At 43.8% G+C, this 15456-nt stretch carries 11 protein-coding genes; 10 read left to right on the forward strand and 1 reads right to left on the reverse strand.

The annotated features are described in order from the left end of the window. Positions 1-38: 38 nt before the first annotated feature. The 10 genes from gorA (at position 39) to AYW75_RS13905 (ending at position 13134) form a co-directional block, all read left to right on the forward strand. Positions 39-1397, forward strand: a complete 1359-nt coding sequence (gene gorA / locus AYW75_RS13860; protein ID WP_067100497.1) for a glutathione-disulfide reductase — start codon at positions 39-41, stop codon at positions 1395-1397. Positions 1398-1456: 59 nt separating this feature from the next. Then, on the forward strand, positions 1457-2929 hold the full coding sequence (locus AYW75_RS13865; protein WP_067100500.1) for an aminoacyl-histidine dipeptidase: 1473 nt from the start codon (positions 1457-1459) through the stop codon (positions 2927-2929). Between the two features lie 2 nt (positions 2930-2931). After that, positions 2932-3675 carry a 2Fe-2S iron-sulfur cluster-binding protein gene (locus AYW75_RS13870; RefSeq protein ID WP_067100503.1) on the forward strand — a complete coding sequence of 248 codons (744 nt, stop codon included), beginning with the start codon at positions 2932-2934 and terminating at the stop codon, positions 3673-3675. Next, positions 3675-4871, forward strand: coding sequence for an exonuclease SbcCD subunit D C-terminal domain-containing protein (locus AYW75_RS13875; protein WP_067100504.1), 1197 nt, complete (start codon positions 3675-3677; stop codon positions 4869-4871). Before AYW75_RS13870 ends, AYW75_RS13875 begins: the two co-directional genes overlap by 1 nt. After that, complete coding sequence (locus AYW75_RS13880) at positions 4868-8527, forward strand: AAA family ATPase (RefSeq protein ID WP_067100507.1); 3660 nt, start codon at positions 4868-4870, stop codon at positions 8525-8527. The genes AYW75_RS13875 and AYW75_RS13880 overlap by 4 nt, the downstream gene beginning before the upstream one ends. 268 nt (positions 8528-8795) lie before the next feature. After that, positions 8796-9524, forward strand: a complete 729-nt coding sequence (gene minC, locus AYW75_RS13885; protein ID WP_067100510.1) for a septum site-determining protein MinC — start codon at positions 8796-8798, stop codon at positions 9522-9524. Between the two features lie 45 nt (positions 9525-9569). Next, positions 9570-10379, forward strand: coding sequence for a septum site-determining protein MinD (gene minD, locus AYW75_RS13890; RefSeq protein WP_067100512.1), 810 nt, complete (start codon positions 9570-9572; stop codon positions 10377-10379). 1 nt (position 10380) lies between these two features. Beyond that, complete coding sequence (gene minE / locus AYW75_RS13895) at positions 10381-10641, forward strand: cell division topological specificity factor MinE (RefSeq protein ID WP_067037710.1); 261 nt, start codon at positions 10381-10383, stop codon at positions 10639-10641. Between the two features lie 133 nt (positions 10642-10774). Further along, positions 10775-11956, forward strand: a complete 1182-nt coding sequence (locus tag AYW75_RS13900; RefSeq protein WP_067100515.1) for a cytochrome-c peroxidase — start codon at positions 10775-10777, stop codon at positions 11954-11956. Between the two features lie 125 nt (positions 11957-12081). Next, the gene (locus tag AYW75_RS13905; RefSeq protein ID WP_067100518.1) at positions 12082-13134 is read left to right on the forward strand and encodes an aldo/keto reductase; all 1053 of its coding nucleotides are present in this window, start codon (positions 12082-12084) and stop codon (positions 13132-13134) included. Positions 13135-13224: 90 nt separating this feature from the next. Here the strand turns inward: AYW75_RS13905 and fusA are convergent, their stop codons facing one another. Beyond that, entirely contained in the window at positions 13225-15315 is a 2091-nt protein-coding gene (fusA, locus tag AYW75_RS13910) for an elongation factor G (protein WP_067100522.1), read from the reverse strand. Between the last annotated feature and the right edge of the window lie 141 nt (positions 15316-15456).

A 15456-nucleotide genomic window follows, 5' to 3' on the forward strand; every position in this document is an offset into this window, starting at 1 on the left:
ATTGTTTGATGATAATTAATTTAAAAAGGTCTCTTATTGTGAACTATCAATATGATTTATTCGTTATCGGTGCTGGATCAGGTGGTGTGCGCGCTAGCCGTGTTGCTGCCTCAAAAGGATTTAAAGTGGGGGTTGCAGAGTCTCAAGCGCTAGGGGGAACTTGTGTCAACATTGGCTGCGTGCCGAAGAAGCTGTTTGTTTACGGTTCCGAATACAGTCATATTGCAAGTCAGGCAAAGGGGTATGGTTGGACGTTTTCTGAGCCAAGTTTTGATTGGGCAACGTTAAGGGACAATAAATCTAAAGAGATTGAGCGTTTGAATGGCATCTATAAAAATCTGCTTGAAAACCCAGGCGTTACCATTCATCAAGGCTATGGTGAGCTAGTAGATGCTCATACTGTTAAAGTAGCTGATGAGATTATTACAGCCGAACGTATTCTAATCGCCGTTGGTGCTCAGCCATTTGTTCCAGAATTCCCCGGCAATGAGCATGTACTGGTCTCCGACGATATGTTCTTTCTAGAAGAGCTGCCGAAATCGATTCTAGTCGTAGGTGGTGGTTATATCGCCGTTGAATTTGCTGGTATTTGTAACGGTTTGGGCGTCGAAACGACGTTGATGTACCGCGGTGATAAATTATTGCGCGGTTTTGATGAAGACGTACGCGATTTTGCAAGTAACGAATACAGTCGTTCTGGTGTCAATGTTCAACTAAACAGTGATGTTGCGAAAATTGAATTACAAGGTAAGCAAAAACGTGTGATGTTAAAAGATGGCCGTGAGTTGGTGTTCGATGAAGTGCTTTATGCGACCGGCCGTGTACCTAACACTGATAAGTTGAATGTGGCGTCAGCAGGCATTGAAACCACTAAAAATGGTGCGATTGTGGTGAATGATCGTTATCAAAGTACAGCAGATTCTGTTTATGCCATCGGTGACGTAACAGATCGTGTTCAATTAACTCCTGTGGCAATTAAAGAAGCGATGGCATTGATTGGCTATTGGTTCGATGGCATTGAACCAAACTTTGATTACGATAATATTCCGACCGCTGTTTTCTCGCAGCCACCAATTGGTACTGTAGGACTAAGTGAGCAAGAAGCGGATCGACGTGGTTTAGATATAGATGTTTATCAAACAGATTTTCGCGCCATGAAGCATACGTTATCGGGTGCACAAGAGCGCAGTTTTATGAAGTTGATTGTTGATAGATCAACTGACAAGGTTATTGGTGCTCATATGATTGGTGACTATGCCGGTGAGATTATTCAAGGCCTTGGTATTGCGATTAAAGCAGGCGCGACAAAAGCACATTTTGATTCGACGGTGGGTGTTCATCCAACCAGTGCTGAAGAATTTGTTACGTTTTCAGCAGGCTCGCTTAAAAAGCGATGAAAAAATGTTTTAAGCCGTTTAGCGCTTAGTTAAACGGCTTATTTTATTGGAGTGTATAAATGAACGAATGGTTAGAGTCGCTTCAGCCACAAGCTGTATGGCGACAGTTTCGTCTGATGTGTGATACCCCGCGCCCGTCTTTTCACGAAGAAACGCTACGTAGCTATTTATTTGAATGGTCTCAGAGTTTAGGGTTGAGAGCCAGTATTGATGCGGCCGGCAATTTATTAATTTGTAAGCCTGCCACGACAGGTATGGAAGCTTGTGAGACCGTTGTGCTACAGGGGCATCTAGATATGGTGGCTCAAAAAGAAGCGACCTCTAATCATTGCTTTGAAAATGACCCAATTGAAACGTATGAGCAAGACGGTTGGGTGCATGCAAAAGGTACGACTCTTGGGGCGGACAATGGCATCGGCGTCGCGGCTATTTTGGCCGTTTTAGAAAGTAACGATATTCCCCATGGCCCCATTGAGGCACTGTTCACGATTGAAGAAGAAACCAGTCTACGTGGTGCATCTCAACTTCCTGAAGGCATTCTTAAGGGTACCCGACTGCTAAACCTTGACTCAGAAGATCGTGGTGATGTTTACATCGGTTGCGCCGGTGGTGTTGATATCAATGTGTCCAAACGTTTCCCGTTAGAGCATGAACCGGAATTTGATAGGGCCTTCTTGATTACTATCACAGGGCTAAAAGGTGGGCATTCAGGCCTAGACATCAATAAAGGTCTAGCCAATGCAAATGTGCTGATGGCACGATTACTGAATGACTTAAATGATGCAATGGATTTTCGTTTGTCTTCAATAGTGGGTGGTACACTGCGAAATGCCATTGCACGAGATGCCAATGCTACTGTGTTAATGAACGCCTCTGAAATTGGTAAATTTGAAGAATGGCTTACTGAGCAAGCCGAACTCTATCAACAAGAATATGTAGATACAGATCCCAACTTATCCATTTCAGTTTCTACTTCTGATGTAACTGGACACCTTTCTAAAAGTGATCAGACGAGTGTGATACAAGCTTTATTATCGGCACCGCATGGTGTTCGTCGCATGTCACCTTCTATTGCTAATGTGGTGGAAACCTCCTGCAACTTGGGCGTTATTAGAATCTTGGTCAATCAGGCTGATATTGAATTGTCTGTTTGTCTATTAGTACGTTCTTTAGTGGACAGTCAAACTGAATACTTAGCGAAGATAGCTAAAGCGCCATTTCAATTAACTGGCTGTGAGGTGTTGCTAGAAAATGGCTATCCTGGCTGGAAGCCTGAGCCACATTCTAATTTACTGACACATTTCCATCGTGTACATGAACAGGTAATGGGCTTTGAGCCTAATGTGAAAGTGATTCACGCAGGGCTTGAATGCGGTATCATCGGCGCAAAATACCCAGCAATGGAGATGGTATCGTTTGGGCCGAATATACGCGGTGCGCATTCACCCTCTGAACGCCTCCAAATCGATTCCGTAGCAGAGTTTTGGAACATCCTTAAAACACTGCTTAAAGACACGCCGAAAGCCGTTTGATTATGTCAAAAGTTTGTGCTGTTACCCTTGATGGGACAACGTATGAAATTGAGTCTGGCGAGAATTTACTGGCTGGCTTGACCTCCAAAGGAGTCATTGTTCCGCACAGTTGTTTAGCTGGAGCGTGCCGAAGTTGTTGTTTATATGAGGCGACAACCACTACTCCTTTGTTAGCGTGTCAGCAGAGAGTTACGGAGGATCTATCCCTAACGACACAAGCACATCATGTATATGATGTTATCCTAGAACACGTAACCGTGAGCGAGTTGACACAGCGGTGGGCTGTGGTGACGGGTCGCACGAAAATGGCGCTACCGTTAGGCGCAGACATTCGTTGGCAATGTGGCGGACAAGAGGGGCGCAGTACCTGCTGTTCACCCGATGGCACGACACTTGATTTCTACTTCCCCACCCATCTTTGTAATCAAATAGACACGTTGAAGCTAGTGAATAAGCCTCAGCGAGCATTGTTGGACCCAAATGCCACGTTTCTCTTACTGTACGGCGCTAAGAATGAACCCATGGCGCGGCATTTTGCAGAAGCGCTTACGGCTAGTAATTTGGGCACCAAAATCGAGTTGGCGTTAATAGATTTGTCGAAGTCTGATGCCAGCTTATCCTTCAAGCGGTTTGACATGGCGGTCGTAATGGCCGATGAGTCCATATCCCTGCATGCCTTAGAGACTTGGCTAACGAACAGTCGTTGTCGAGTGAATGAATTTACCTATCTAATAAACCACTCCTAATGAAAATACTGCACACATCCGATTGGCACCTTGGTCAGAGTTTTATGGGCAAAAGCCGTCTCGAAGAGCATCGTTTATTTGTTTCTTGGCTTGCGAATATTGTTGAACAACATCACATCAAAGCCGTGATTTTGGCGGGAGACGTATTTGACACATCAACTCCGCCCAGTTATGCCCGAGAGCTCTATCATGAATGTGTTCTAAAACTGAATGCCTTAAATTGCCAGTTTATTGTGGTTGCAGGCAACCACGATTCGGTCAGTGTATTAAACGAAAGTAAAAGTCTTTTGAGAACGCTCGATACCTATGTCGTGACGCAACCAGAGTGGGCAGCACTGGATAATGCTGTCATTCCATTGCGGGATGAGCAAAACACACTACAGGCGATGGTATGTGCCATTCCATTTCTTCGCGCAAGAGACATGGTGCGTTACGAAGCAGGGCAGGCAGGGGATGAAAAACAACAGCTGCTTTCCCATCAAATACAGCACTATTACCGAACTTTATTTTCAGAGGCGAAGCGATTATCTGGCGATGTGCCCATAATTGGTACGGGTCATTTCACCGTGTTAGGCGGACAGAAAACAGAGTCAGTGCGCGATATTTATGTGGGTACGTTAGAGGCTTTCCCGCCAAGCATGTTGCCTGAGTTTGATTATTTGGCGCTGGGTCATATTCATAAGCCAATGTCAGTGGGAGGCAATCACTGCTGGCGCTATTCTGGTTCGCCGATGCCAATGAGTTTTGATGAAGCCAGCAGTCAAAAATCCGTTTGTGTGTTTGATACTGAGACCCATGATGTTGAGCGTATTGATGTGCCGGCGTTTCGTGAACTCAGAAGCATGAAAGGAAGTCGTGATCAACTGATTTATGAAATTGAGCAACTACCATGTAGCGAGCATTTGACCGTATGGCTTGAGATTACTGTTACAGAAGATATCAATCTAGGTCCATTTCAGGAACAGCTAAGACAGATAACCGAGCATAAGAAGATTGATGTCGTCAAAGTGCGCCGAGAAAAGAGGCTCGTCGATTTGGTCGATGGCTTGTCTGAAACCGCTACGTTAGAGGATGTAACCCCGGTGGAAGTATTTGACAAATTATTGCTTGAGAAGGACGTATCAGAAGAGCGAAGTGTGGAGCTTAGAGGCTTATTCCAGCAAATCATTATGGACGATGAGGAGCCTAACTCATGAAAATCTGCTCACTACGTTTTGAAAATTTGAATTCTTTGAAGGGTAAGTGGTTTATAGATTTTGAATCTGCCCCCTTAGCAGACGCTGGCATTTTTGCTATCACTGGCCCTACGGGGGCAGGGAAGTCCACGTTATTAGATGCGATTTGTTTGGCGCTCTATCATCAGACGCCCCGTATTAATGTATCCCAATCTGCTAATGATGTAATGACTCGACACACTGCCCATTGCGCTTCTGAAGTAGTGTTTGAAGTGAAAGGTAAGCGATACACCGCGTCATGGGAGCAAAAACGTGCTCGTAATAAAGCCGATGGCAAGCTGCAACCGATTAAATGCAGTTTGTCGCAAGCTGACGGTAAAATCATTGCCGATAAAATTGCCTTAAAACTTGACGGCGTCGCTGAATTAACTGGACTGGATTTTCCACGTTTTACTCGCTCGATGATGCTTGCTCAAGGCGGATTTGCGGCGTTTTTGAATGCTAAAACGGACGATCGAGCTGAGTTATTAGAAGAACTGACTGGAACGGAAGTATATGCGGACATTTCACGACGAATATTTGAAGCCCATCGTGAGAAAAAAGCTCATATCCAGCAACTTGAGGCCGTTCAAGCGAGCCACAAGTTACTGTCTATTGAAGAGTGGCAAGTGTTGCAAGATGAGCATGACGTTGCTAAGAAAAACGTTGATCAAACGAAACAGTCGCTAAATGCGCTGCATCGAGTGCTCGCATGGAACCAATCAGCTCAAGAGCTGACAGAGAAAAAATCAAAACTCAATGATGAGCTTGTTCAGGCTCAAACAAATTGGACTGAGCTTGCGCCGTCTTTTAATTTGCTTGAGCAAGCGTATCTGGCACAACAAATAGAGCCCAAACACGCACATCTACAGCAGCTTAAAGTTGAGCTAGAGCAAAGTAAAAGTCTAGAAAGAAACTTAAAAACAGAGTTATTAAAAAGTCAGCAGTCTTATGATGACACTCAAGCCCGTTTTAATGATGCTTCTCACACACTTTCTGAGCATCAGGCTGCATTTGCAAAATTTGAACTGGCCGCTGAGAAGACTTGGTCGCCAAAAGAACACGAATGTAATCGACAGGCTCAAGCGTTGCAAACGCATCAAGATAATCAGCGAGCGCTGTTACAACAGTTGGATGCTTTAGAACAGGATATTTCGAATCAGAACTCTACGGTAACCCAACTTCAGAATGAAAAACTGAGCTTAATGGAGTCGCTAAATGTTTGGAAAGATGGCGCGAAAGCCTCAGAACTAATAGAAAAGTGGCGCCTGCAAGATGATCAGATAAGCCAAAATAAACAGCAGTCTATAAATAAACAAACACAACTGACTTCACTGCAGTCTGTCAAAACAGATATTGAGCAGAAATTAGCGTCTGCTGAGCAACAGCTAAGTCTAACTCAAAAGCATCAGTCAGGGCTGAATCATCATTTACAGACGGTCGAGTCCGATCTTGCGTCTTTGTTGAATACTTATGACGCAGCAAGTTTGGCGCACAAAATTGACAGTCTTGAAGTATATGTAGAGCAAAAGCGAACGCTTCAAACCACTTTGAGTCGATTGGCTGAATCAAGACAAGAACTGGAGCGGTTAAACTGTGCTCAGCAAACGTTAAGTGACGAGTTGACCCAAAACACCGAGCAAGTTAAGCAAGCGCTGTCCAATATCAAACGAATCGAAGCGCAAATAGCCGACCTTGAGCAGCGGATTTTTTTGCAACAACGTGTTGCTGTATTGGAGCGTGAGCGTCAATTGCTTATCGAGGGGGAGGCCTGCCCTCTTTGTGGAAGTGACAGTCATGATTTGGTGGCGGTAGAAGCTTTTACTATCGATGACACGCTCACCAAGCGGTTATCTGAATACCAAGTTGAGCGTTTGCAAAGCGTTAATGACATAAAGCCTATTGAGCAAGAGGGTGCGAAGTTATTAGGTAAACTTGAATCAATAGAGGCGCAGCGTTCGATCATTAGAGATCAAATTATTGGCTATGAAATAGCGGCAGCAGAAGATGCGTCAGTTTCCTTGCAAGCGCTAGAAACGAACATTGAAAAGGCCAGTGAAGAGCTAAAGATCCTAAGGCAAACCCAGAGGCGATCTCAGGCATTAGAGCAAGAGCGTCATAACCTATTGAAGCAAAAGCAGGATGTTGATCAACAGCTCGCCAATCAGTTAATGCTTCAGAAGCAATGGTTGCATGAACGAGACAGTAAACAAACCGCTATTGATCAACTAAATCATGCGCTTGCTACCTTAGAAATAGACACAAAAGAGCAGTTGCAAAACTTATCAGATAGTGTGGTTGAATTGGCGAATGATGCTTCTTGGCGTGAGCAATATTCGACTAATTTAGTGGTCATTACCGAGGCGGTTCAGCAATGGCAGAGCGCTTCTCAAAAAATAGCTGAGCTTGATAAGTCCCTAGAGGCTTGCTTATGGCAAAAAGATCAAACCCAAAAAACCATTAACCAAGTTAGCCATCAGAAAGAAGTACTTACAGATGACATTGCGGCATTGGTGCAAACCGTTGAGCGACTTGGAAATGAGCTGGCAGAAGGGTTACAAGGAAAGTCTGTTCAAGCCTTACGTACTGAGTATCTAAGCCAGCTGGATGCCTTACAATCGACAAAAGACCTGTACGCAAGCCAGTTGTCTACACAGTCTATTCAGCACACACAGCTCACCACAAAATTAACCAATGTATCGGAAATGCTCGATCAGCTTAATCAGAAGACAAAAGCGGCGGAGCAAGATTGGTTAGAGTGCCTTGAAAGCGTTGGCTTTATATCATCAGACGCTTGGAAGAGTGCGTCTATCGACGCGACAGAGGTCAAACGAATAGAGCAAATGCGTGATGATGCGCAAAATACAATTCAACGACTTAATGCACTGGTTGAGCAAGTTAATCATGATTTAGCAGAACACGAAGTCGTGTTTGCAACGTTACCGGTATTGTCTGAACAGCAGGACTTGCATGCATTAGAGCAAAGGTTTGAAACGCTTAAAGATGAGTACGATGAGCAAATGGTTCAGTTAGGGCAAATTGCTGAGCGTGTTCATTCAGAAAGTGTTAAACGTAAAAATAACCAGTCCATGTTAAAAGATATTGCAGATCAAAAACATGAATTTATTTTGTTGGACGATTTGAATGCTTTAATTGGGTCTTCCGACGGGGCTAAATTTCGACGTTATGCGCAAAGTGTGACGTTAGATCATCTCGTGTGGTTAGCGAATCGACACCTGAATACCTTGCACGGCCGCTATCAATTACAGCGTCAGCGTAATGAGGGGTTGCAGCTTGAAGTTATTGATCAGTGGCAGGGTGATATTACGCGAGACACAAAAACATTATCTGGTGGAGAGTCTTTCTTGGTGAGTCTGGCGTTGGCGGTGTCTCTGTCTGAACTTGTGTCTCACAAAACCTCGATTGATTCATTATTTTTAGATGAAGGGTTCGGCACGTTAGACAGCGAAACCTTAGATATCGCTCTAGATGCGCTAGATCGCTTAAACAGTTCCGGTAAGACAATTGGTGTGATTAGTCATGTTGAGGCTCTCAAAGAACGAATTTCGGTACAAATTCAAGTGAACAAGCAAGCGGGACTAGGTGTTTCCAGTCTTGAACCACTCTACAAAGGATAAAGTCGCTATTATTATTCATTAGCGAGTTGTCCCCAGAAATGATGGCAAAACCTTGTAAATAAGCTGTAAAAGTTTAATAAATACAATGGGTTGCTGGTTTGGTTTAATTTGCGCACAAGTGTTATATTAAGGCACAATATGTAAACTTAAGTTATTTGTTTGCACGGAATTGCTTCATTTCTACTTGTATATTGTTAAAATAGGATATTGCAAAATTCGCTTATTTTATAAGCGTTACCGCACTGATTTAATTAAGGAAATTCTTTAGATGTCAGATAATGACTTTCGCCTCAAAGGGAGTGTTGTGACCACTGTTGTATTAGAGGTCAAAACACCCAATCTAGAGCAGATCAAATTGGGGCTGAAGGAAAAGATTGCTCAAGTTCCTCAGTTTTTTAATCAAGCACCTCTTATTATCGACATCAATCAATGCTCTGAGCCTGTTTCATTGGATCTTTTTCAAACACTTGTCGCGGGCTGTCGTGAATTGGGACTGGCTGTAATTGGCTGGAGGACGTCAGAAGGTAATATTCCAAGCTGGCGCTTCGATTGCGAGTTGCCGCTGTTACCTAATGCAAACAGTCGACAGATTAATATTAAGAGTGAAACACCTGCGCCTGCGAAAGATCCGCATGTGGTCATTAAAACGGTGGTTGAAGAGCGTGAGGTATCGCAGCCTACCAAGCTTATTACAAAGCCTGTTCGCTCGGGGCAGCAAGTGTATGCGCCAGGCGATTTAGTGGTCGTGTCTCAAGTGAGTGCTGGTGCGGAAGTGTTAGCAGAAGGCAATATTCATATTTATGGCGCCTTAAGAGGTCGCGCTTTGGCTGGAGTGAAAGGTGATACTTCGGCTCGTATTTTTTGTAAAAACATGGAAGCAGAGCTGGTCGCGATTGCAGGCAACTTTATGTTGAGCGACGCTCTGCAAAAAATCATTTGGAAAGACGCCGCGCAAGTGCTATTAGTGGATGAAGCATTAGAAATCGCCTCACTATAGGTTATGGCAAAGGCTATCAGAATTTGTTTCTCGGGGGATATATAGTTGGCTAAAATTATCGTCGTAACCTCAGGTAAAGGTGGGGTTGGTAAAACTACATCTAGCGCTGCAATCGGTACTGGATTGGCGCTGAAAGGACATAAAACGGTTATTATCGACTTCGATGTGGGTCTACGTAATTTAGACCTTATTATGGGTTGTGAACGTCGAGTTGTGTACGATTTTGTGAATGTCATTAATAAAGAAGCAACGCTTTCACAAGCTTTGATTAAAGATAAGCGTACTAAGGATTTGTTTCTTCTTCCGGCATCACAAACACGTGATAAAGATGCTTTGACAACTGAAGGTGTAGAGGCGGTTTTGAATGAGCTGTCTAAAGATTTTGAATACATAGTTTGTGATTCGCCTGCAGGTATAGAGAAAGGCGCGCAAATGGCGTTGTACTTTGCGGATGTCGCTATTGTGACAACCAATCCTGAAGTATCTTCTGTACGTGACTCGGATCGCATTTTAGGTATTTTGCAGAGTAAGAGTCGCCGTGCCGAGCAAGGTTTGCCGCCCATTGAAGAGCATCTTCTGGTGACGCGTTACAACCCTGATCGTGTTTCGGAAGGTGAGATGTTGAGTGTTGCTGATGTTGAAGAGATTTTGGCAATCCCGTTATTAGGTGTTATCCCAGAGTCGGAAGCTGTTCTAAAAGCATCGAACCAAGGCGCACCGGTTATTCTAGATGTTCAAGCAGAAGCGGGTCAGGCTTATTCTGATGCGGTTGATCGTTTACTGGGTGAAGAGCGTCCGTTGCGTTTTACGGATATTCAAAAGAAAGGATTCTTTAAGCGTTTACTAGGAGGCTAGCGTGGGGATTTTTGATTACTTTAAAAGTAAAAGCGAGCCAAGCTCTGCGTCAGTAGCTAAGGATCGTTTGCAAATCATTGTGGCGCATGAACGTAGTCGTCGCACTCAGCCAGACTACTTGGAGCAGATGCAGCAAGAGATTATTGCAGTTATCCGTAAGTATGTGCAGGTTGACAATGAGCATGTCCAGATTCAGTTAGAAGATACGGACGATTGTTCAGTGCTGGAATTAAACGTTACTTTGCCTGAAAAGAACGATTAATTTTTCTAGTATTATAGTGGCTGATGTCTCTATGACATTGGTCACTTATAATACTGTTAGTTTTCATTCTCATTCATTTACCTCTTATCTAATCAAGTTGTATCATGTGACCATCTGAAAAAATGGTAGTCATATGAAGAATACAATCTCGTCTATTTTGTTGCTGGCTGTCTTGTTGGCGTCTGGTTGCAGTCAAAAGTCTGAAGAATTAGCGATTGAAACGTCCTCTGTCGATTCGATCTCTGATCTACCTGTGGCATTAAACCACCCGAAAGCACAGCTTGGTAGTCAATTATTTTTTGATGTGAATCTGTCTAAGTACCGTAACCAGTCTTGTGCTAGTTGTCATGATATTGGTCATGCTTTTGCTGACAGTCGCCAAACAGTCGATTTAGGGGCCGTATCTTTAGGAAGTGATGAGGTTTCTCATGGGAAGCGTAATGCGCCTACTGCGAGCTATGCAGCGCTAACACCTGCTTTTCATCAAATGAAAGATGGAGAGTTTCGTGGTGGTATGTTTATGGATGGTCGTGCAAACTCGCTTGCGCATCAGGCAGCAGGACCCTTTGTGAACCCTGTTGAAATGCAGATGGTAGATGAGGGGGCTGTCGTTGATAGAGTGCTTGAAAATCCTACATATAAGTCATCATTTATAAAGCTTTATGGTGATGATCTTTTTGAGCAAAAAGAGCGTGCGTTTAATGCGATCACAGATGCTATAGCTCATTTTGAGCAAACTGAGCTTTTTATGCCATTTGACTCAAAATATGATCGCGTCTTGCGTGGTGAGGAAGTATTCAGCCAAGAAGAAGAATTGGGGCGTACTTTATTCTTTTCTCAACAGTTTACTAATTGTAATTCGTGCCATCAGTTAAATAGCTCTCCTTTCTATAAGCGTGAAACCTTTACCAATTATGAATATCGAAATATTGGTGTGCCGGCTAATTCTGCTTTGAGTCTTCAGTCGCTTGATGAGGGGTTATTTGATAACCCAAAAGTAAGTGATCCTAAGCAGCGTGGTAAGTTTAAGGTACCTACGTTACGTAATGCTGCGATTACTGGTCCTTATATGCACAATGGTGTATTTAAGGATCTTGAGACGGTCGTATTGTTCTATGACCACTATAACAACCCAATGAGAAAATTGAACCCTGAAACTGGAGAGCCTTGGGCTGAACCAGAGGTGCTTGAAAATATTGACCATGATACTTTGCAGATAGGGCCGCCGCTTGATGACCATCGTGTTAATGCGTTGGTGGCATTTTTAAAGACGCTAACTGATAAACGATACGAATACATGTTGGAAAATAAATAATCCATTGTTTAGGTGCTTTTTAGCAGCCAGCCTCCACATTCTTTCCAAGTGGAGTGCTGGCTTTGTTGCCTTTGATTTATTACATTCTTAAAGTTGATATAAAACTTTTAAAGGAATGTATATACATGAAATACAGTAAGTTAGGTCGTACTGATATCGATGTGTCCAGTGTTTGCCTTGGTACAATGACGTGGGGTAAACAAAATACTCAGCAAGATGCCGATCAGCAAATTGAGTTTGCCTTGGATCAAGGTATTAACTTTTGGGATACAGCGGAAATGTATGCCGTTCCCCCTACGCCTGATACCTATGGTAAGACCGAGTCTATTATTGGTGATTGGTTTTCACGTCATGAATCGCGTCGTGATGAAGTTGTACTGGCGACTAAGATTGCTGGTAACGGATTGTCATGGGTGCGTGATGGTGGAGATGTAACTGGTGAAGCGATTGTGCAATCTGTTGATAATTCACTTGCTCGTTTAAAAACAGATTATATCGATCTTTACCAAATTCACTGGCCAAATCGTACCTCCCCACATTTTGCGAAGCATTGGCCTGGGCGCTTACGTTTTTCTGATGTTGATACGCAGCAGCAGTCTGCTGGGATGTTAGAAATACTGCAAGCGTTAGATGAATGCGTCAAAGCGGGTAAGATTCGTCATTTTGGTCTTTCTAACGAAACCCCTTGGGGCGTTAGCGAATACCTTCGTTTAAGTGAAAAACATAATTTGCCTCGTGTGGCGTCGATCCAAAATGAGTTCAGTTTGTTGCACGCGAAAGATTGGCCGTATCTGATTGAAGGCTGTGTTCGCGAAGATGTGGCGTATTTGCCATGGTCGCCATTAGCTGCAGGAGCATTGTCTGGTAAATACATTGATGGTGCGCGTCCGCAAGGTAGTCGTTGGAGTTATGCGCAGCGAAATGGCTTATTCAGGGATACAGAGGCGTCTAACCTGGCAATTAAAGCTTACAAAGATATTGCTGAGCGTAATGGTCTGACTGCTTCTCAGTTAGCGTTAGCGTGGGTAGATCAAGTGGATGGAGTGACCTCTACCATTATTGGTGCGACTACCTTGGATCAGTTGAAAGAGGACATAAAGGCTTTTGAGGTCGCTTTGAGTGAGCAGGTGATATCGGAAGTGGCTGAGGTCTTTAAGCAGTATCCTGTTCCTTACTAGTAGGTATGAGTTACTGGATATATGATGTGAAATTTGAGCGTAAAAAAACCCGGCATATGCCGGGTTTTTTGTGTCGTAAAGAAAAGAGTGTTACTTCTCTTCTTTTTTAGCTTTCGCTTTTTCGATCACAGTTTCAGCAACGTTCGCAGGACATGGAGCGTAATGAGCGAATTCCATAGAGAATTGGCCACGACCAGATGTCATTGTACGAAGAGAACCGATGTAGCCAAACATTTCAGACAGAGGTACATCTGCTTTAATGCGTACGCCAGTTAGACCTGCTTCTTGGTCTTTGATCATGCCGCGGCGACGGTTAAGGTCACCGATTACATCACCAACGTGATCTTCTGGAGTGAACACGTCAACTTTCATGATTGGCTCAAGAAGTTGCGCGCCCGCTTTCGGGATAGATTGGCGGAATGCGCCTTTCGCTGCGATCTCGAATGCTACTGCAGAGGAGTCAACTGCGTGGAATCCACCGTCGAAAAGCTCAATTTCTACGTCAAGAACAGGGAAGCCCGCTAGAACACCCTCGTCCATCATAGACTTAAAGCCTTTCTCAACAGCAGGCCAGAATTCTTTCGGTACGTTACCACCCACAACAGAAGATGTGAAAGTGAAGCCAGAGTTAGGCTCACCTGGCTTGATGCGGTAATCGATCTTACCGAATTGACCAGAACCACCAGACTGTTTCTTGTGCGTGTAGCTGTCTTCAACTTCGCGAGTGATTGTTTCACGGTAAGCAACTTGTGGTTGACCAACGATCAAATCTACACCGTAAGTACGCTTAAGAATGTCTACCTTGATGTCTAGGTGAAGCTCACCCATACCTTTAAGGATGGTTTCACCAGAATCTTCGTCTGTTTCAACTTGGAAAGATGGATCTTCTGCAACCATTTTACCGATTGCGATACCCATTTTCTCGTTGCCGCCTTTATCTTTAGGCTGAACAGCGATAGAGATTACTGGTTCAGGGAAGATCATCGCTTCAAGTGTACATTCATGCTTAGGATCACAAAGAGTGTGACCCGTTTGAACGTTCTTCATGCCGATGATGGCAATGATATCACCCGCTTGAGCTGAAGTGATCTCGTTACGATCGTCTGCTTGCATCTCAACCATACGGCCAACACGCTCAGTTTTACCTGTTGCAGAGTTAAGGATTGTATCGCCTTTGTTTAATTTACCTGAGTAGATACGAACAAACGTTAGGGCGCCGAAACGGTCGTCCATAATTTTAAACGCAAGTGCACGTAAAGGCTCATCAACAGAAACCACAGCAAACTCACCAGTAGATTCACCAGTGTCTTTGTCAGTTAGTTCTTGTGGGTCAACTTCTGTTGGTGCAGGTAGGTAATCTACTACGGCATCAAGTACGTTTTGCATACCTTTGTTCTTAAACGCAGAACCACAGTATGTTGGGAAGAATGCTAGATCACGAGTACCCTTACGGATGCATCGCTTGATCTCAGCTAATTCTGGCACATCACCGTCTTCTAGGTAAGCCATCATTAGATCTTCATCTTGCTCAAGAGCCGACTCAATCAATGCTTCATGGTACTCTTCTACTTTTTCTACCATATCAGCTGGTACATCAGTGATTTCGTAGTTTTCAGGAAGACCTGTGTTATCCCAGATGTAAGCTTTCTTAGTCAGAACGTCTACAACACCTACGAAGTCATCTTCTTCACCGATTGGAAGTGTCATAACAAGAGGGTTAGCAGCTAGAACGTTTTTAACTTGATCTACAACGCGGTAGAAATTAGCGCCTAGACGGTCTAGTTTGTTAACGAAGATTACACGAGCAACTTCAGACTCGTTGGCATAGCGCCAGTTTGTTTCTGATTGTGGCTCTACACCACCAGAACCACAGAATACACCGATGCCACCATCAAGTACTTTCAAAGAACGGTATACTTCAACTGTGAAGTCTACGTGTCCAGGAGTATCGATAACGTTTAGGCGGTGGTTTTTCCACTCACAAGTTACAGCCGCAGACTGGATAGTAATACCGCGCTCTGCTTCTTGTTCCATGAAGTCTGTAGTTGATTCGCCGTCGTGAACTTCACCAGTCTTGTGGATTTTACCAGTAAGCTTAAGGATACGTTCAGTGGTGGTAGTTTTACCCGCGTCAACGTGGGCAAAGATACCGATGTTTCTGTAAAGTGATAAGTCAGCCATTACATTACTCTAAAAAGTGTCGGATGAATTTTTCGCATAGTTAGTATACAAGACCTTTCAGCGAAGTAGTCAGGTATTCGCGCGTATTCTATTATACTTTGATAGCGCAATAAAAGAGGCATGCTGACTAGCACCGATATT

This window comes from Marinomonas atlantica (assembly GCF_001639725.1).
Lineage (GTDB): Bacteria > Pseudomonadota > Gammaproteobacteria > Pseudomonadales > Marinomonadaceae > Marinomonas > Marinomonas atlantica.

Bases quoted from the DNA above. Each gene is read 5' to 3' on its own strand.
- AYW75_RS13865 (WP_067100500.1), top strand. From the start codon at position 1,457: ATGAACGAATGGTTAGAGTCGCTTCAGCCACAAGCTGTATGGCGACAG.
- AYW75_RS13870 (WP_067100503.1), top strand. From the start codon at position 2,932: ATGTCAAAAGTTTGTGCTGTTACCCTTGATGGGACAACGTATGAAATT.
- AYW75_RS13875 (WP_067100504.1), top strand. From the start codon at position 3,675: ATGAAAATACTGCACACATCCGATTGGCACCTTGGTCAGAGTTTTATG.
- AYW75_RS13880 (WP_067100507.1), top strand. From the start codon at position 4,868: ATGAAAATCTGCTCACTACGTTTTGAAAATTTGAATTCTTTGAAGGGT.
- minC (WP_067100510.1), top strand. From the start codon at position 8,796: ATGTCAGATAATGACTTTCGCCTCAAAGGGAGTGTTGTGACCACTGTT.
- AYW75_RS13900 (WP_067100515.1), top strand. From the start codon at position 10,775: ATGAAGAATACAATCTCGTCTATTTTGTTGCTGGCTGTCTTGTTGGCG.
- AYW75_RS13905 (WP_067100518.1), top strand. From the start codon at position 12,082: ATGAAATACAGTAAGTTAGGTCGTACTGATATCGATGTGTCCAGTGTT.
- fusA (WP_067100522.1), bottom strand. From the start codon at position 15,315: ATGGCTGACTTATCACTTTACAGAAACATCGGTATCTTTGCCCACGTT.